Source organism: Clostridium sp. AN503 (assembly GCF_040719375.1).
In the GTDB taxonomy this organism is placed as follows: Bacteria; Bacillota; Clostridia; order Lachnospirales; family Lachnospiraceae; genus Brotaphodocola.
In genome coordinates this window covers 399,076-420,410 of sequence record NZ_JBFDTP010000001.1, presented here as the reverse complement: position 1 = coordinate 420,410, position 21,335 = coordinate 399,076, and the positions used below count along the sequence as shown (strand labels likewise).

The following is a 21,335-nucleotide window of genomic DNA, read 5'->3' as shown; positions in this document are numbered from 1 at the left end:
GCCAATCGAGGGCGTAAAAGCCAAAAGCGCTTGCCAGAAGCAGTTTTCTCATGTAGAATAAGGACGGATAAAGCATCGTTTGACAAAAGGAGTAAAGACAAATGAGCATATTGAATGTTGAACATTTAAGCCATGGATTTGGGGACCGGGCGATTTTCCACGACGTGTCCTTCCGGCTGCTGAAAGGCGAGCACATCGGTCTGGTGGGCGCCAACGGCGAGGGGAAATCCACATTTATGAATATTATTACCGGTAAACTGCAGCCGGACGAGGGGAAAGTAGAGTGGTCAAAGCATGTCCGCGCAGGTTATCTGGACCAGCATACGGTCCTGGAAAAAGGCATGACTATCCGGGACGTGTTAAAAAGTGCGTTTGCCTACCTGTTTGAGATGGAAACGCAGATGAACGAGATTTGTGACCGGATGGGAGAGGCGTCTGAGGAAGAAATGACGGCTATGATGGAAGAACTGGGGACGCTTCAGGATCTTCTGATGGCCCATGATTTCTACGTGATCGACAGTAAAGTGGAGGAAGTAGGGCGTGCCCTGGGCCTTCAGGAGATCGGCATGGATAAGGATGTGTCGGAGCTTTCCGGAGGACAGCGCACAAAAGTGCTTTTGGGCAAGCTGCTTTTGGAAAAGCCCGATATCCTGCTTTTGGACGAGCCGACCAACTATCTGGATGAACAGCATATCGAATGGCTGAAGCGGTACCTTCAGGAATATGAGAATGCATTTATCCTGATCTCCCATGACATCCCGTTTTTAAACAGCGTGATCAATCTGATCTACAACATGGAGAATCAGAAGCTGGACCGTTATGTGGGAGACTACGATCATTTCAAGGAAGTCTATGCGGCGAAAAAGGCGCAGCTTGAGGCAGCCTACAAGCGGCAGCAGCAGGAGATCGCGGAGTTGGAGGATTTCGTGGCCCGCAATAAGGCGCGGGTATCCACCCGCAACATGGCCATGTCCCGGCAGAAAAAGCTGGATAAGATGGAGGTCATCGAGCTGGCAAGGGAGAAGCCGAAGCCGGAGTTCCATTTCCAGGAGGCGCGGACGGCGGGTAAGCTGATTTTTGAGACGAAGGAGCTGGTGATTGGATATGAGGAACCGTTGACGAAGCCGCTGGATCTGTCCATGGAGCGCGGGGATAAGATGGTTTTAAAGGGTTCCAACGGTATCGGAAAGACCACGCTTTTAAAGAGCATTCTCGGATTGATCCCGCCTGTGAGCGGCAGCGTGGAGCTGGGAGATTACCTGCATATCGGATATTTTGAACAGGAGATGGCTCCAGGCAATACCACCACTTGTATTGAAGAGATCTGGAAGGAATTTCCTGCTTATACCCAGTATCAGGTGCGTTCTGCCCTGGCAAAATGCGGGCTGACTACCAAGCACATCGAGAGCCAGGTGCGGGTTTTAAGCGGCGGCGAGCAGGCCAAGGTGCGGCTGTGCAAGCTGATCAACCGGGAGACCAACGTACTGTTATTAGACGAGCCGACCAACCATCTGGATGCGGAAGCCAAAGAGGAATTGCGCCGGGCGCTGGCAGCCTATAAAGGCAGTATCCTTCTGATATGCCATGAGCCGGAATTTTATGAGAGCTTTGCAACAAAAGTGGTGGATTGCAGCGAGTTCTGTCTGAGAGGCTAAGGTCAAAACAGGAACAGCAAGGAACTGGAGAAGAAAATTTCACAGGAAGATCGTATCCCATGGACAGGTAAAGTCTGTGGGATATTTTTATTGTGAATATTGTCATTATAAAAAATATTTTATCAGTTGCATTTTAAAATAGATTGTGATATTATAATGCCACACATCCGAAATTCTTACGGATCTGATAGTCATTTGAATTCTTTGCTTTCTGAGATTTATATCCAGGCAAAGTCCAAGAAGAAAAGTTTTGTTTATGTTGTTTTAGGTATCATTTATATTTGGCAGTATGAAGCCCACACTGTATGGTTGGCAGCAGACAGTTGTATTTTAAGTTTCTAACAATAGTTTTATCTGCAACTCATTATTTCAGTATTTCAAAATTTCAAAGATTATCAAGATGTTGTCAGGTGTTTTGGAAAATGTGCAGGAAAGGGGGAGGAAGAACAAAAGAAATACGCCGGAAAATATAAACGGGGAAGAAGGAGGTATATGAAAAGAAACAGAAAGGTGAAAACGGCTCCGGCGGCATTGATGGGCGCGGTGCTGGCGTTGGCGGTGACAGCTCCGGTGTGCGCGGCTGTATCGGCAGATCTGTTCCGGGCGGCATTCCAGCCGGGGGTAAGGACAGGGGCTTCAGAGGAAAAGATGCGCTGGAGCCTGGGGGATACAGTCGTCCGTGAGATTGACGGTGAAACATACCGGTTCCGATGTATAGACGAGAATTATTCCGATGAGATGGGGTATCACAGACAGGCAGCACTATTTTTGTGTGACACGGTGGTACCTGCCAATTATGGTTCCAGGTATGAGTTTGAGACACCGGATGACAGGGATCATGGCTATGTGTATGTTCCGGGTCCAATCGTGAATTTTGGTACATCCTGTGACTATAAATACTCTGCTGTCCGCAGATGGCTCAAGTCGGCGGAACAGAGTATGGATGGAGCAGAGCCGGTCAATATCGGTGTTTCCCGCGCCTATACGGGAAGTACGACGGAAGGAATATACAGCAGTTTTTCCGGAGGACTGGCAGGCAGTTATATTGGGAGCCAGAAAATGACGGACCAGTTATTTATCCTGTCGGTAGATGAGGCCTTTAAATACCGGGAATGGCTGTGGCGTTTTGACGGTGCCAAAGAGGAGAATCCGGAGAGCCAGTATGGGCCGTTCAGCAAGGGCTACTGGCTCGCAGCCCGGCGGGTGACTGCGGGAATCTGGATACGGGTCTGGTGTATATTGTGGATCTGGTAAATGGAAATATCCACCCCGCGCCCGTAGTACCTGCAAAACAGAGTACTAAAAATATTATAAATCTTTCCGGGGATAGAAAGGATGCGGAGGACTTAGAAGTTCAGCTGACCGGGACCACAGGAGTACGTCCGGCATTTGTCCTGCCGCAGAGATAGAAAAGGGGGATGACAGATGAGATCTGTAGAAAAAAGAATTGGAAAAGAACGGCTCGCATTTCTGCTGATCGTTGTTTTGATATTGCAGGGAATGTGGCCGGAGCGGAGTATGATGGCAAGGGCTGAGGAAGGAGCAGGCGGCTCCGCCCCCCAGATACAGGCCACACCGGGGGAGGCGGAGGAGATTTTAGAGAATGACCTGGAAGAATATACTCTGGCGACGCCATCGTATGTGGAGCAGCCAGAATATGAGCTTGCAACACCCTCCGTTCTGCTGCGCGGTGCGGGCATTGGCGATTTGTGGGTGGACTGGAGCGGTGATGCGGATTTCCCGGGTTCAGGGACAGCGTCCCATCCATATCAGATCAGCAGCCTGGCGCAGCTTATGGGGCTTGCGGAGGCGGTGGCATCCGGCAGGGATTTTTCCGGAGAGTATATTGAGCTGACCCGGGATATTGATTTAAGCGATCTGCAGGCAAACAGCGGCAATTGGAATCCGATCGGCTGGTACCAGAATGGTTCAGAGCTGGCTGGGGAGGTATCCCATCCTTTTCGGGGGAACTTTGATGGATGTGGGAACACCATATCTGGTTTAAAGATTATAAACCCCGCCTGGAACCTGAAGAATATTGGACTGTTTGGAACCATTGACGGAGGTTCTGTCAGAAATCTGACAGTGGAAGGCGAAGATATTTACGGGGAAGAAAATTCCGCAGTTTTAGCCGGGAAAGTAATGGGCGACACGGTGATTGCGCATGTCACGGTATCCGGTTACGTTCACTCTGCGGAGGATGCGGGAGGCATTGCGGCAGAGGTATGCGGGAGCGAAAAGCCGGACAGCGGAGATAATCAGGTGACGATTGAAAACTGCCGTGCAGATGGGATCATCCTGAATTCCACAGGGACCGGAGGTTATGTGGGAGGTATAGCAGGAAATGTGCAGCGGGCGTATCTGGTTGACAATACGGTCATTACCCAGAATGGAGACGCCAACCGGATACAGGGAAAAGGTTATGTTGGCGGGATCGCAGGCCGGATGCGCGAGACCAGTATTTACAATTCCTATGTAAACGGCACAGTCGGAGGAAATGGAACCAGGGCTGCAGGAGGTATCGTCGGAAAGTATGAAAGCGGCAACCTGATCCTTGCCCGGATGGCAGGGGATATATCCCGGACAAATAACGGCAGTGCGTCGCGGGAGGGGACTTTTGTGGGTACCCGTGAAAGCCGTGACAATTTTACTTACGGAACAGAGAAAGACAGCCGCCTGGCATATTTATTCACTACCTCAGCCGCCAAAGCGAAACTGGTGTTCGGAAGCAATATTGACGGGGATAACAGCTTCACGAAATCCGCTCATATTGGTTACTGGACGGACTTGGAACGTAAGTATGCGACGGTTGCGGGGAAGACAGAATACGGCTGTGGGGACCGGTATTTTTATGAAGAACTGGAAGATGGGATACGTTATATCGTCACTCAGAAGCTGGAACGGGAATTTACCGCGGATGGCTATGCGAAAGACCTGGCCTTCCAGATCGATCATTTTGCTCCAGGGCATATGGGAGAGCCGGTACGTGGCTATCTGGTGTCCGTCGCAAGGATTGATGCCAGAAATGCCAACGGTACCTTTGACACGGACGTAGCGTCGCTGACAGCCATTTCTGAGACAGGCAGTCCCTATTACCGGGCGATTGACAAGGACCATGCCGCTGCGGTTGCTCCGGGTGCGGTAGTAACGGTAACCACAGCGCCCAGGAATACCGGCAGGGACCGTTATCAGATGGCGGCGGACGTCTTACAAAAAGGTGGGGTGAAGCCGCCGACCTATCAGGATGAGGATGGCAATGCAGAGCCGATGAATTACATAAATGGAGGGGCTTATTCTTTTATAATGCCTGCATGTGACACAGAACTGAATGCAGAATATGTCAAGGTCACGACAATATTGACTGTTGATCCGGCTGAGACAGCCATCCATGTCGCACAGACCCGCAGCGGGGACAGAAAACACCCGCAGATTGTTACCGAGGTCAAAAATGCAGAGGGTATTTTGATCGCCCGGTATATTGATGGAGAACAGGACCAGACCGTGGAAGTGCAGCCGGTTACTGTCCACGCGGAGCATAATGGAGCCGGACAGACTGTGGACCGGACGGTCCGCTGGTCGGTGGATGATCAAAACCTGCTCATAAACCGGTCTGAAAATGGATATACACTGAAGGACGCGGCAGTTCTGCCGAATCTGGATTCTTCATTTATTCAGGATATCATAGTCCGTGAAATAGAGGCGCAGGCAGCCAACCAGTACCGGGAAAAGATCGGCAATACTGTTTATACAAAATATGCAGTCGTCACAGCCGCCACCAACCCGGACACTTCCGTAAATAACCAGCCGGTATATGGGAACTGCCGCGTGGCTGTGGACTTCCAGATAATAGACAATACAACCCTGAGGGTGGAGCAAATGGCGCTTAACAAACAGGACCTGGCATTTACGATCACGCGCAGGCTCACCGGCAGCCGCTATAACCCGGTGGAAAGCATTACCTGCACGGAGCCGATAGTGCTGACCGCATCCCTGGTTCCCAATCAGCCATTTTTAAAAAATGTAAGCTGGGCTGATGAGCAGAGCGGGAAAGTGATCACATTGGTTCCATCGGGAAATTATTCTCAGGATTGCAGGATTTCCGTGAATTTTGACCCGGAAGGGCAGGCGAATCCGGCATGGATCCAGAATATCATCAATGCTGACAGACAACGGAAAAAGGCAGATCCGTTCCTCAAGGTGGATGGAAATGGTCTGAACTATGAAACAGTGACTGTCACCAGCGAGGATCAGACCCATGGACATGTGACTGCGGACTGTCATATAACCGTGCGGTTTGAGACACTGGATGAGACAACTTCCGGTTCTTCTGGCAGCGGGGGAGGAGGCGGAGGCGGTTCATCCTCCGGATCGTCGGGCGGCAGCTCCAAAGGGATAACTGCCGTGGGTACGACCATGGCGTCAGGCCCATCCCTGCCATCCTATGTAGTCACCGGTACCTGGGTCCAGAATGCTGCAGGCCGGTGGATGTTTATGGACACCGCCAGGACGTTTGCAAACGAATGGGCGGCAGTTCATAATCCTTATGCAAATACGGCTTCAGGCCAGAGTGTGTATGACTGGTTCCGTTTTGATTCGGAAGGTTTTTTGGTGACAGGGTGGTATACCGATGAGAATGGAAACACTTATTTTCTGAATCCGGTTTCCAACGGCACCCTTGGGCGGATGCTGACCGGATGGAGCCTGGTCGATGACCGATACTATTACTTCAATGAAGCTTCCGACGGTACAAAAGGAGCGTTAAAACGGGATTACACAGCGCCCGACGGAAGACGTACAGACCAGGATGGGGCGCTGGAGCAGTAACTGGTAGTGTGGAATGCCAGAGGCCTGTCTATGTACCTTGAAAACTGAATAGAGAGAAGGGCTGATAGTGAGAATGAGATAGAGCGTGTGGAATAGAGAGAAAAGATCGCTGGCTGCCGGGTATTGTAGGCAGCCAGCAGATCATACGATTTATTTGGTTTCTGCCAGGCGGGGAATATGACCTGTAATTGATGGGCGGCAAGTGAAATGATTTTTAAAAAATGACATAAATTGTATAAATACGAAATACTGGTCCGGCTTTGTTGACGTGTAAATGTCTTGGTGATAAAGTTGCAGAAGAGGGAGAAATAAAATGCGATATGGTTGTGGAAATATTTGAATGGAAATGAGTGGGAAAAATAACTTCATATTTTGAAGGTGTATATAGATTGTTTATGGATTCTATGTGAGATGGTTTTTTGATGAATCAGAAAATGTGCAGGTTGTATTGATTCTATGGTTCAGTACTATATTAAGATGGGGGAAGGAATATGAGAAAACGAAGAGTATGGGCAGGGATGTGCGTGATGATGTTGGCTGTAGGAGTGCCGGCACAGACAGTTTGGGCGGATACTGTGGAGGAAACAAGTGTGGATACAGCTGAGGGGTATGATGAGCAGTATCCGCTGAGGGAATATAAGGATTGGCTGGCAGTTAATCCATTTACCGGTCAACTCAACTGGATATGGGAGGATATGTATATTGGAGCTGCAGGGTTATTAAATACGGGTGATTATACACCGGACCCCAAATATGGACATACAAGCCCTATCGGTGAATATATGTATCGGCACGCGGCAGAAAATGATGATTTCCGCTATCTGATGTGTCCTGGTACAGGAGAAGAACTTTTAGTTATTGCGAAATTGGCAGGAGTAGAACCTGTCGGTTATGATGATTGGGCAATAAATAGCCAAGAGGTTGCTGCATTGGAGTGCGAGACGCGAGAATTTTTGAACAGTTTTGATTGGCGGAATGCATCAGATGAGGAGAAAGCAGTCAGGATTGTGAAGCGCATTAACCAAGCAGAGTATGATCATAGTGATAGTCCAGATTCTAATAAAAGTAATTTAACATATGGATGTCTAGTAAATGGGACGGCACTTTGCGGTGGGTATGTGAATGCAGCAAATTATTTGGGGTTCTGTGTAAATCTTCCGGTTTCTGGTCATGGGGTTGGAAATCATATGTATACTTTATTTAGGGTAAACGGTGTATGGCTATCAAACGATTCTGCAACGAAGGATACCATATTTAAGATCTATGACCCCTCTGAGGGTTATTACATGCTTGGAGACATAAAGTATTTTCAGCAAGTTGGGGAGTTTTGTGACAGGCAGGGATACCAGAAACCAGAAACGCTGGATGGGGTTATTCATGATATGATCTTTTCGGATGGTACTCAAATTTATAAAAGCCATGCTTGGTATGGCGGAAGAGATGCTGACGTGATGCAGTTCAGATAATAGATAATATATATTGAAAAAGTTATAACAGGGCTATCAGACAAGGAATTGTTTGGTAGCCTTGTTATTTTATAAAAAGACTTTGGGAGGAAATTTAATGATGAAGTGGAGGAAACAAACGAAAGGGAAGGTGGCATTATTTCTGGCAGTCCTGACTGTCAGCATGGTGACGGTACCATATCTTCCAGTTAACTTACTGGACGTGTGGGGATTTAAAATTCATATAAATACGAATTATGATCCCAATGGACCTTATATTACAGGACGTATCGAAGGAGAACTTCGAGATACGGAATTGTTATGCTTAAACAAAGGTGCACCAGCTAACCACACGATGGATTATAAAAAAGTGACTGCTGATGTGAACTATTCTGAGGGTACGTTGGAACAGAAAAGACTTTTTTGGGCATACATTGGAGCATTTGGCAGTGCTGATGGGGATGATTCTTTTCAAAAATATCGTTATACTCCAAACCTGACCAAAGATCAGGCCCGGAAAGTAGCCTGGAAACTTGCCGATAACGCCTGGGTCAACATGATGGCCAACGATGGTTTCATGAATCTGGAGAACGTTCCAACAGGATGCAAAAGCCCACAGGACATCTTTACCCTGGTCAGCAAATACGATACTCCGGAAAAAGCCATGTCCATCAACGCGATCCGGTCCGAGCCAGGCGTGTTCAGCAAGGAAAAACTGTATGAGATGATGGGACTGGCAGACCTTGCGGCGTTTGAGAAATACTGCACCTTTGAGTATTACGCGCCTCCAGGATACACCGTGGTAAAGACAGAGACTTCCACGACGCTCCATTTCAATGTGGTTAGAGAGGACGGCGTTCTGATCGCTGTCGGAGAAGCTCCGGGTTTCACGATCAAGGTCAAATACGATCCTGCATATTTCAAGGTGGTAAAGGTCAATGGGAGGCTGGAGAAGTATACGGCAGTCAGCGGCAACCGCGCGGACGAGGCCCAGGTGTTAATGCGCGCTGTTGGCAAGGTTGAAGAAGCATACCCGGAATTCTATATGACCACTGGCGATGGTTATATCCCAACCCCCGGCACCCCGGACGGCGGAAGCGGTGGGAACCGCGGCGACAGCGGGGAGATCAGCTATGTCGTCTATGAACACAAAGAAACCTTCGAGAGCAACTACAAGGTGGACCTTAAAAAATACGATTACGAGACAGGCCATCCTTTAAAAGATTCCACTTGGCAGGTCTTAGAGGCGTTTCCCGACCAGAATAAACTTGAGCAGAATGAAAACGGCGGGAACCTGATGGAAAAAAACATGCGTGAAGCGCCGACTACCTGGGAGGACTGGCTGGTCTTTGACGATGACCTGATGACGGACGAGGACGGTTATATCAGCCATGCGGACAAACGTTACTATGATTTCGACCATGCATACTGCAATGGGCATCCGATTCCGCCGGAACCGGAAAGCGACGGCGGCGAAGGTGAGGACGACGATGAATACGAGCAGCTAATGGAGGAATGGCAGGAAAAGGTGGATGAATGTCAGGCAAAGTCTTCAGCCAGCAATGGGACCCTGCACCATTGGCTTTGCGGCAGTGAGAGCGAGCCGTCAGAGAGTGAGGCATTTGGAAATTCCGGCTGTAAGGCCGTGCGGGATTTAGCGTATGACAATTTTATCAACCTGCGCTACTCCTATACATTCCGGGAAACAGATGCCAGGGACGGCTATATCATCCATGGGCAAAACGGTCATCCGGACGATGTGCCGGTAGAGATCATCACTACGGCTTCCTCTGAGGCTGACCAGGAGGCGGAATGGACCAAAGCCAGCAATGAAGATATTAAGGTATCCGGCTATCTGCGCAACCGCATTGCCAGGGAAAACAGGAAAGCTGAAGAAAATGATTCCGGTGACGAAGGTACAGCCACAATTCAATACAGAACTGGTTTTATCCGTGAAAACATGGATAGTGCAACACCTGGAAACATGAGAAAAATGTACCTGACAGAGCATTATGATCTTCCGGCAGGGGAAAAAGCAGTCAATTTACTGCACAGTTTCTTTGGGCTTCCGGACGCGTTTATCTCTGAGCACAGTTTTGCAGTGAATATAGTTGCAGATGATGATATCCGGGTTGCGACTGCATCCGATCTGGATGAAGAGGAGGATAGTGAAGAAGATGACCTGTCGGAAATACCGCTGGTCAACGACCTGATAACAGAAACAGCGACAGATTCCAATGCGGCAGGAACCAAACGCTTTACACAGGCGACATCCTCTAATGCAGCCAGTCCTGCGGTTTACCAGTATTCCAGCAGTCGGCCAGATCGTAAGCACCTTTATGGTGCAGAAGATGAGCCGGGTCTTACGGGGTACGGTATGGGGAACTATGAGACCGATCCAGAGGGCTTTGGCGATACTTCCCTGGATATCCAGCCGGGTGTGACGGAGGGGCCCCATGATAATCTGGCCCATACCTTTCATGTCTACGATCACCGGGTACCGGGACAGATCCATTTCAATAAGCGGGACATGGGACTGACGGCAGGAGAAAACAAAGATTACAGCGCGTATGGTGACACTCAGGGAGACGCCACGCTGGAGGGCGCGGTCTACGGCCTCTTCGCTGCGGATGATATCTACGGGCCGGACACCCAGCGTGCGGCAGATGGAAGCGTGCAGAAAGGTTCTGGCATTATTTTCGATGCAAACGACCTAGTAGCAGTAGCGGTGACAGATAAAAATGGTGACGGCTCTTTTCTGACGATCACCGAAAAACCCCACAGCACATACAACTATAAGACAGGCCAGATTGAGTATTCCGGAAAATCATACCCGAAGAACCTCTATGATTCAGACATTTACCGGAAAGCAAACGCCAACGAGGCGAAAGGGAGGATATACACCGACTGTCTGGGGGTCAACGGGGATTATTGGATCGGCAGGCCGCTCATTCTTGGAAATTATTATATTAAGGAATTGTCCCGTTCCGAGGGCTATGAGCTTTCCGTCACGGGAAAAGACATGGCGGTGACCAATGCGGATGAGGCAACCAGAGATGACTATGGTGAGACGGAATCTTCCATGTCCCATCCGGTCGGCAGTGCATGGGTATACCGACAGTTGTCCCATATCGTGACATTTCCGGAGCAGCTAAAGGAGTTCGGGAACCGGGAGAACTTATTTGAGTTCAGCATCGGCTCCAATGACACGGCAGAGGGATATAATGTGGTCATTGATGGCATCCCGGATGGTGCGGACCTGTATTTCAATGATGTAACAATAAATACTGTGAAGAAAAATGTGGTCATCGGACATGAATGGGCAGATGCAGCAGAAGAACCGCTGTATGAGACAGCAAAAGATGCAGCCATTTATAAAAAGGACGCTGCCGGGAACCGGATCTTAAATCCATCGGCAGTGGCAGACATTCCGCGGGCGGCCCATGTATACGCCAGCACAGCTGATAAACTGGAACCGGGCAGAGCTGCCACAGCCACAGATCCGGCACGCTACCAGTCTGCTTTTACCGGTGAGGATGATAACCTCCGCTATGTAAAATGCGAACTGGAAGGCATGATGCGTCAGCTGGGGATGGAAACTCCAAAAGGAACGAACTATTCCACCGAAGACAAGCCGGTGTATGATGAGGCCCGGAATGGGGATTATGGCAATCCGGAAGTAACGATAACTGTCACTAACGTATCGACCAACGCTTCTCTGATCCAGGCAATCCTTGATTATTTCCAGGCGCAGAAGGTATTCACCTATGGCAGCCTTCAGGCGGTCACCCTGACCGGGGATACCGCTGTCGTAAAGCTGGCGGTCAGCATGACACCGGACAAGCTTGCCATGGTGGAGACAGATGACAGTGGGACTCCAGTTGCCGGGTACCTGTTCAAACTGAACGAGACAACAGGACGATATATCCTTCGGAAATACACCGGCGATCATTTCATGGTGATGAGACAGATGACGGGAGGCCGCTATGAGGTGCAGATGTCACCGGATTATACGGTAGATGAGTCAGGGATGCCGTTGGATGTGATGGATCATGCCTCCGAACTGGACCAGTACCTTCACTATGAGACCGGAGATATCCTGTATGAATATTGGTCTGCAGATGGAAGCACCGGCTATAATCCGGTCCGCAGACGGGTTTATCAGCCGATCTATGAGGAGCAGGACGTGGAGGAGAATGCAACATCCACATCCCAGGTGCCTCAGGTGGCATCCAGGGAGGAAGCAGCGGATCCCGTGGGCAGCACTTATTTTTATTATGATGCGGTGTCTGGTCAGTACACCCTTCATGTGGGAACAAACGATGCAGATCTGGGTGGTACAAAGGTATCTGCTTTCACAGTCGCTATCCCGGACGGAAGTACGATCATCACCGCAGATGACATTGCAAAGATTGGCCCCAACAATGTCTGGGGGTACAAAGAGGGAGACAGTCTGAACAATTCCGAGTACATCCGCAGGATAACCGGCGCTGGCGTCAGTGTCTATACCGGCACGGTTTTTGATCAGGATAAGACCTTTATCAAAAACCAGAACCTGATCTACAATGGAAACCATGATTTACGGGAAGACGGTAACACGGATGCAAACCCGAATCCATTGACAGAACGGATCATCAGCCAGCAGATCAAAGTGACCAAGTCCATAGACACCAGCTCCTACAACAACACCAGTTCCTATGCAGAGGTACATGAGGACTGGTGGACGAAGCTGTTTGGCGGTTTGGCCGGGCAGGATAAGCGGGCTGCAAAAATGGCAGACTTCCGTTTCAAGACCTATTTAAAATCCAATCTGGAGCGGTTGTACCGGGATGAGGATGGAACGGTGACCTGGCAGGACCGAAAGGGCGGTGAGTTGGACGTACTGGAGGCAAACCGGATATTTCCTGCTAGGGTCAGCAAAATCTATACGAAAGTGCCCCATGCAACCACACCACTGTATCAGGATTCAAGGGACGCATTGATAGCCAACACGGAACTCTACAGCTATTCGGATGGCCTGATTCACGAAGATCAGAATAGTGGTTACACGGCAATCCTGGAGACTGTGGATCGTCTGGCGGAGGACGCGACCGGAACCCGGATGGTGAAGGATTATAATTATGACAAGTTCTTTGATGCCATTGCAGCAGCCAACCATGATAAGTGGGACGATGCAGCCCCCACTTACACAAGCTGGCAGCCCATCGGAAACCAGATCAACCGTACAGAAGATACCATAGAGAATGCAAAAGCTTCCGATATGGTACGCCAGTTTGCAATCAAATGGTACCTGGATGATGAGGTGGAAAAACTGGTGCGTGATGCAGCCGGAAGCCACACGGCGAAAAAAGATAGAGCGCAGGAAGCTATCGAACAGGAATACGCCGACGGGAAAGTGAAATATGCCGATGAGCTGTATGATGAAGCTCTTCACAGAGCGCTTCAAAAATCCGAAAACTACTTAAAACCATTCTTTACCTACGACCTTGACGAGATCTACGCGGTCGAATGGGACAGCGCAGAACATGGCGGCAGTGACAAGGATACCACGACCCTGTCCGCAGATACTTTATATGGCGATACCACAGATTCCGGGGAAGGGTATTATTTTGGAACCTCGACCTATCTGCCATACGGTGATTATGTGGTGGTGGAACAGCAGCCGCGCTATGCAGACCTTGAAGATTTCAAGAACAAGCATTACCAGATCGACAGACCCAGGGAAGTGACTCTTCCGGCAGTTTATCAGGATTATGACGGTTCCCAGGCTTCACCGGAGGTGTTGAACGAGTACTATCATTACGACGCAGCTCTTTCCCAACCAGAGTTGGAGCGACGTTATAGAATCCGTTTCAATGAGGAAGATATCAGAGCTTCCGGACATATTATCCGGGGCAGGAACGCAGAGGGCGACTTTGAAGTGTATAAGTATGGGGCAAGGATTGAACAGATCCAGAACGGAGCGCCCGCAGTGCCGGATGCAGGAGACTACTATGCCCTGACCCAGTCCGAATATCGCCCGTATAAGAACTACTACAATGCAGAGGATAACCGGACAAATGGAATTGTTCCCTATTATCTGTCTGAGGGTCTAAATGCAAAAACCTCTGTATCAAAGTACTACCGCTACAGTTCCGTATCGGAGCATGCGGGGACCGCAGGTGACGTCCCGTTTCCAAGCGGCAATGTGACGGAGGAAAATGCGCCCGGCATTCAGTATAAAGATAATGTCATGACCATGCATGGCATCCGGACCGCTTATCAGGGAAAATACGCCTCCATGCTGGTACCGTGGAGCATTAAGGCATCAGAAAATTCAGCAGAAGAAGTGAAGGACGCCGAGAACCAGACCACAGGGGAAAGTTTCTATAAAGGGTTCGGGTACACGAAGTTCCGAAACAGGCTTTATACTGCCAAACTCCGGATCGAAAAGCTGGATTCCGAGACCCATGAGAATATTTTGCACGATGGTGCGCTTTTTAACATCTATGCAGCCAAACGTGACGACAGCAGGGATGGAAATGGAGAAATCCTGTTTTATGACACGGATACAACGATCACTGGAACAAGGGAATTTTTAGAAGCCATGGGAGCTGACCATATCCAACAGATCATGCGCCGCTCCAGCTGGATCGACCGTCTGACCGGGAAAGAGTATGGGCCGGGAAATCTTTACAGCGGTGTGGTCCCGGCAGGAACTCCTGTCTGCCAGGAGCCGGAGCAGATCGCATTGGGAGACAGTTACGGCCTCCAGACAGTGGCATTTAAAGCTTATTCCACGGTCCGGGATGGGAAAATGAAGACGGAGGAGAATAATACCGGAGCGGAATACCAGCTTCAGACAGTTGGATATCTGGAAACCCCACAGCCGTTGAGTGCCGGATGCTATGTGCTCTGCGAGGTAAAAGCCCCGTCTGGGTATGCCCGTACAAAGCCAGTGGCAATCGAGATCTATTCTGACAAGGTTACATACTACAAAGAGGGGAACCGGGACAGCCGAATCCTCGCTGCCCTGTACGAGTATGAATCAGATCATCAGACAGCCAATGGCAGTAAGCCGCAGGATACCGTAAATGTTGCGCGGATCAATGTGGAGAACCAGCCAGTTAAGCTGCAGGTGGAAAAACTGAAAGAATCCAGCATCACCACAGCAAACACTACAGCCGATAAAACCGTAACGTTCAAGATCAGCGGCCGTGTCGATGGAAAGCTGGTGGATATTGGCAATAATCCGTCCCTTGTATATGCGTATGAGAACGGTGATTACCTTGGATACGCATGGAAGAAAGGCACACTGGAGTATCTTGCAGGTCTGCGGTCAGCCGGGGAACAGGTGGAGATCATCTACAACGGAAGAAATTTTGCCGGATACGGTTATGTGACCCGGACACTTGAGACTGCCGACGATGTAAACCAGTACGTGGCGGGCGCCACCATGGCCCTGTTTGAAGCGATCGCGCTCAATCCTTCCGGTGATACGGAGGATCACGCCTATAACGGTCTGGTGATTGAGCGGAACGATACCAATAACATAACCCGGATGTATGTGAAGGAAGGTTATGCCGGGGAGAAGGTAGATTTTGTCAAGGAAAAGGACTCGGATGGTCAGGAGATCACAGTGGAATACCAGGCCGGAGTGGATAAGGACGGGGAACCGATCATGGAGACCGGCAATGTCTGGTCGGCGGTGACACTGCAGCGTCATGACACAGATATCCTGTACTACGATCTGGACAGCCTTGCCGTGACCGTGTCGGAGAATGTGGACGGTCGTGAGATCCTTTATGGCTATGACCGGGATTATGGAAAAGTGGCAATAGAACAAATAGAATCAGATAAGCAAAACATTGAAAAGACCGACACGGAGCATTCTATTTTTGCTTTCAAGGGCGGGACCCCCTACCTGGAATTTGTTGACGGAGATTTTACGAAGATCCATTACTCCCCGAGAGATAAGGTTCTGGAGGTCGGGGAGGGAACCCTTGTATACCATCTGGACCGTGACGGGAACCGGGATGCCCTGGTAGATCCCTACACAGGAATGGCATATGTAGTGGAGACCACACCGGAGGGCGAAGAACAGGTGCTTGTCTGGTCGGTGAATATCCGCCGGGATGAGTATGGCAATGTGATAGCCAGAGACAAGATCACCACGTCCCGGATCGCGACAGTGGGAGAGAACCAGGACGGATATCAGGAAGAGTCAACACTGGATATAACAAACAATTCCGGCCATGAGATCCCTGGAGGGGAACGCCCATCTTATCGTCATACAGAATCTGGCTACATTACGGGCAGCTGGAGATCGGACGCAGGGGAAGAAAGCCATAAGGAGACCAGCGTCAATACCAATCAGGCTGGGCAGAATATGAATGATGAGGTGCTGTCGGATGACAACAACGGAGCTTTTGAAAAGAGTTTAAATCCGGTCTATGACGGACACGGCTTGCCGGAATACTACCAGAGAAGTGAGGGGACCTACGACAAGAGCGCAGATCTATATGACCGGAACGGTGATTTTGTCCGTCAACAGGATAGTGACAACTTAGAGGAGTATAACAATGCAGCTTACAGGATCAATGACCACGAAGAACTCTGCGATGGTGCCCCATTAAACGCTGCAGAGTCCATGAGAAAGCCGCTGTATCACCGCCTGGGTGAGGGATATATCCTGGAAAATACCTGGATCACCTCAGCCAAAACGCCAAACGACCCGTTCCAGGATCAGATGACAGACGGTCAGCCGGATATACTAAAGCGGCTGCCAGCGGGCCGGTATATTATGGAAGAGCTGAAAGCACCGGAAGGGTATTTAAAAGGGCTGCCGGTGGGCATCTCTGTCCGGGAAGTTCCGGCTGCGCAGCAGGCGGGCATGGTGGAGAAGACCACAAAGATCCTGATTGATAAAGTTGACGGCACAGAGGATTGCCAAACGGGGCGTGCAGGAGGTTATGGTTTCCGAACCCTGCCAGGGGCGGAGCTTGCATTATATGAGGCAAGACGGATTTATACGGACAACACGGAGAAATATCCCAGGGGATATTATCTGGAAAAGAAGACGGAAGAACCATTTTCCTATACGTCCACCGACAGCCGCAGAACTGCGCCCGAAAAACTGACGGCACAATGGACAACCGGGACAGTGCCATTTTATATGGAAGGAATCCCGGTAGGGTGTTATGTGCTGGAGGAGTTAAATACACCTGACGGATTTGTTAAAAGCAGTCCATTGGAAGTAGAAGTTGCAAACACCCCGCAAGTCCAGACTTTTATCATGAATGACGATCATACCAAGGTTGAGGTGGAGAAATATTTTATTGACGGAACGGAGAAAAAACTGTTGTCCGGAGCTGTTTTTACTCTTTATGAGGCGATGCTGGATGATGATGGGGACGTTGTCTGGGAGAAAGGGAAACCCATGTATTATGAGGATCGCCCGGTAGATAACTGGATGAGCGGTGACGGGAGCGAGTATGCCGGATTCGTCCCTGCTTTTGAGGCGGTATACCGCGAGTACGGCACGCAGCCGGGTACTTCCGTGTCATGGGAAGCTGACGGTAAGCTTAGGACTGCATCCTGCCTTTTTGTGGAACAGATTGATCCGTCCATAGATGGAGGAAACACTGCCCTATATCCGACCACGGCGGCAATGACCTGGCGGACAGACGGCGGACAGGATATCCGGATCTGTATTTACGGTGAAAATGCGAATGCGGGAGGAAGGGACTTTACATTTGAGTACCAGTTTGACTACCGGAAGCTTCCTCATATCAATGCTTATGCCAATTCCTATCAGACGCTGGAAGGACGCCGCCGTATGGATTATCTGCCTGTCGGCGGGAAGTATGTGCTGTCGGAAACTGTGGTGCCGGATGGGTTTTGTAAGGCGGAAGACCAGCTTGTGACTGTTGTGGATACGGGAGATATCCAGCGCTATCATGTGGAAAACTCGGAAGGAAAACTGGTTGTTTCCAAAACATCCAGGGATAAGGCTGGCGAACTGGCAGGAGCGCATCTGGGGCTGTATCGTGCAGACGGCAGCGGCAGCTTCATCCAGGCCACGGAGTATCTCGTGGAAGAATGGATCACCGGTATGGATGGGATTTATACAGAGCTTGACCGCATCAACAACCGGATCCCGGAAGGCTATGCGCCGGGGGATTTACGGCCCCATGAGATCAGGAGGCTTCCGGAAGGGTCCTACTATCTGGCTGAGCTGGAAAGTCCGAGCTATTACACCCTGTTTGAACCAGTGAAGCTTGAGTACCAGCAGGAGGACGAGGTTCGGATCGTCCGTGTGACGGATATTCCGGCAGAGGGGACGCTGGAGATCGTTAAAAACGATGGGGCTGGCAGGCCCCTCGCAGGCGCAGTGTTTGAGCTGGCGGCATACAGGAAATCCGATCAGAGGAATCCGGTCCTGACGCGCAGCATAGGTATCCCCCATGGAACCGCAGTTGTTAAGGGGCTGCCTGTAGGAGAAGTACAGGAGGACGGGAGGATTGAACCGTATCTGTATAAATTGAAGGAACAGATCCCGCCGGACGGATATGCTGTCAATACTGAGGTTTTCCGCTGGCAGTTTGCCCCTGATAAGAATGGAGTATCCTTTGCATTTGGAGAACAGGCGGAAGAAAAGGTAACGGTGGCGAACCAGAAAACCCGCGTGGAGATCACCAAAAAAGATTTTGATGCCCTGGGGGATGATAACGGGGAAAGCGCCTTTGTTGAGGGAGCCAGACTGGCAGTCTATGAACTGACAGGGCGGGATGACGAGGACGGCCTGATCTATGATAAGGACCGTCCGGTTGACACATGGACCACGGAACAGTCCGGGAAGGCTCATGTGCTGGAAGGGCTGATTGCCGGGCGCAGTTATCTTCTGGAGGAGCAGGAGGCTCCTGCGGGTTATCACATTATGAAACCGGTCATTTTTACCTTGTCGGCAGACGGGCGGAAAATAGCGGATATGAGCAACCGCTTGAGTACCGTTACGGTAAACTATATAACCGCGGCGGAGAATCAGGAGAATATAGAGGTGCTGGACCTGGATTCTATTCAGTCGGTAACGCTCAAAGGGCGTTATGCCGTGAAAGTATACCATACACAGGAAACGGAAGAATCCAATACATTTACAGAAAAGACCGTATATTCCGATGGGGCGGAGCTTATCACAGGCAGAGTGACAGGCATGCCGCCCTCTGAAAAGGATACAGAAGACACGGGAGCAAACCTGCTTCCGGTGCGCCGGGTAACCGATGTGACGCTTGCTATGGAGTTTGCAGACGGAACTCCTGTTGCAGAGTTCCATCCAGGAGAAGCCATGACAGAGACTACGATCCATAATAACACAGCGCCGGAGAATCCAAGGATCCTTATGTACAATCCCGGAACCAGCCCGGGTGAAGCGCTGGACCCGGGACAGGCTGTGCTCAATACTGTGACTTATGTAAACTTGTCCAACGCTGCTGCTGATATGAGGCTGACGATCCACCTGGATTCCGGCACGAACGTGCTGGATGGAGGCGGTGGAATACAGTATAACGGCGGATTTCAGAACAAAAGCCAGGTGCAGGCTGGCGGAGTCCTGGTCTTTGACTTAAAGGACATAAAGCCTCTCCAAAGCGGTTCCGTCACGTTTGCCACGGAAGTGGGCGGGACCTCCTCCAGGATTTCTGCCTCCTTAAAATACAATGGAAATACAGTTATAACAGAAAAGGAAGTGCCTGTGCTCCAGCCGGGGGAGCTTACCCTGTACCATGAAGTGACTGGTTCCGGCAAGAATCTCTGCGGAGACGAGACTGAAGAATTTGAGATCCGACTGTTTGCCGACAATGGAGAAGAGCTGCGAGGAAGTTATCCGTATTGGGGCAATGGAGGTACGGGGACAGTGCACAGTGGGGACCGCCTTTCACTGAAAGGCAACCGGTTTGTACATATCGACCCGGAACCATACCGGAATGCCAGATTCCAGATCACCCGTCTGCGTGACAACACAGTACTCAGTTCCGGGAAAATACAGGATTCCGGAGCCTGCGCCGTTTTTTCCAGAGAGGTTTCCGATACTTCAGAACGTGTGCTGTTTAAAAAGGGTGAGAGCTACAGGGTCAGAGAATATACCACCTTTGACAATGGGGAGGTGCAGGAAACCAACCGTCTTGCTTTTACACTGAACGAAGATGGTGCAGTGAGCCAGATAACGGCTGCAGACCGAAAGACAGATGTTTCCATCTCAAAAAAGGATCTCACTGACGGGGAGGAGCTGCCGGGGTGCCATATGTCCCTGACAGATGAGAGCGGGAACCTGCTGGATTCCTGGATCTCCGGGAAGGAACCTCACCGGATTTTGGGTGAGCTTGAACCAGGTGGGACTTATTTTTTGCGGGAGGAGCGTCCTGCCGAGGGCTATGCATACGCGTCAGAGATCCGTTTTACGGTGAACAGAGACGGGACGCCGGAAAAAGTGATCATGGCGGACGGCCTTACCCGCGTGCAGGTGCAGAAACTGGATGGAGATACGAAAGAACCGCTGCAGGGAGCAGAATTCCAGATCCTGGACAGGGACGGCAATGTGGTGGACATATGGATATCAGGGACGGTCCCCCATGAGCTGAAGGGAATTTTAACAGCAGATGAAACCTATCTTTTAAGAGAGATCCGCACACCTTACGGATATCTGCCCCTGGAAGATATATGGTTCACCGTCCCACACGGAAGGGAAATTTTTACGGTGGTCTGCGAAAACAGGCGTAAGCCGTATACTCCAAAACCTGGAGAGCCGGATCACCCGGCGCCTGACACCCCCAAAACGGATGTGCCGGAAAAGATCGGCCGGATCACCGCTGTTTACATACCGGAATCGCCAAAGGCCGGAGGCTGGTTGATATTCGGTCCGGATGGAAGCATCATGATTCCGCTTCCGGGAACAGGAGACGCCTCAGAGAGGCTTATGTATGGCTGGATCATGCTGCTGTCAATTCTGGGGATCTGTATTCTGAAAAAGAAGAAAAGGGATGGAGGACCGGAGTAAAAATCAGCCGGCAAAATGATTCATAAAAATGCCTACGGGGTGAAAAAGGTGGGAAGCCTTTTTCACCCCGTAAACTTTGGGAATGGTAGGTATACAAATTAAAGAAAATGGTTTTTAGGGGGGTGGCAGTTTTTCAACTGCCTGGTATGAGTATCGTAAAGCTTTTTGCTTTACAAGATCTATAATACAGGCAAAATGTGAGTAAACTGTGGACTTTTCATGAAAAAAGAATAAAAATTATTAGAAAAAAATGAACCTTTGTATAAATCTATGTTGACTACTATAATATTGACACCATATATGACACCAACGTATGTAGAAGGAGTAGGATATGTCTCAATGGAATAAACTATTGGACAGGATAATTTTGTTGTCTAAAGA

5 protein-coding genes are annotated in these 21,335 nt (G+C 50.0%); all 5 read left to right on the top strand.

What is annotated here, in order from left to right:
• The first annotated feature begins 101 nt into the window (after window positions 1-101).
• The 5 genes from AB1I67_RS01720 to AB1I67_RS01700 all read left to right on the top strand — a co-directional run bounded on the left by AB1I67_RS01720 (window position 102) and on the right by AB1I67_RS01700 (window position 20,954).
• Window positions 102-1,655, top strand: a complete 1,554-nt coding sequence (locus tag AB1I67_RS01720; RefSeq protein ID WP_367028096.1) for an ABC-F family ATP-binding cassette domain-containing protein — start codon at window positions 102-104, stop codon at window positions 1,653-1,655.
• A gap of 492 nt (window positions 1,656-2,147) precedes the next feature.
• On the top strand, window positions 2,148-2,909 hold the full coding sequence (locus AB1I67_RS01715) for a hypothetical protein (RefSeq protein ID WP_367028095.1): 762 nt from the start codon (window positions 2,148-2,150) through the stop codon (window positions 2,907-2,909).
• A gap of 171 nt (window positions 2,910-3,080) precedes the next feature.
• Window positions 3,081-6,479, top strand: coding sequence for a hypothetical protein (locus AB1I67_RS01710; RefSeq protein ID WP_367028094.1), 3,399 nt, complete (start codon window positions 3,081-3,083; stop codon window positions 6,477-6,479).
• Window positions 6,480-6,970: 491 nt separating this feature from the next.
• The gene (locus AB1I67_RS01705; RefSeq protein WP_367028093.1) at window positions 6,971-7,945 is read left to right on the top strand and encodes a hypothetical protein; all 975 of its coding nucleotides are present in this window, start codon (window positions 6,971-6,973) and stop codon (window positions 7,943-7,945) included.
• 97 nt (window positions 7,946-8,042) lie between these two features.
• Window positions 8,043-20,954, top strand: a complete 12,912-nt coding sequence (locus AB1I67_RS01700) for a SpaA isopeptide-forming pilin-related protein (RefSeq protein WP_367028092.1) — start codon at window positions 8,043-8,045, stop codon at window positions 20,952-20,954.
• Window positions 20,955-21,335 lie beyond the last annotated feature (381 nt).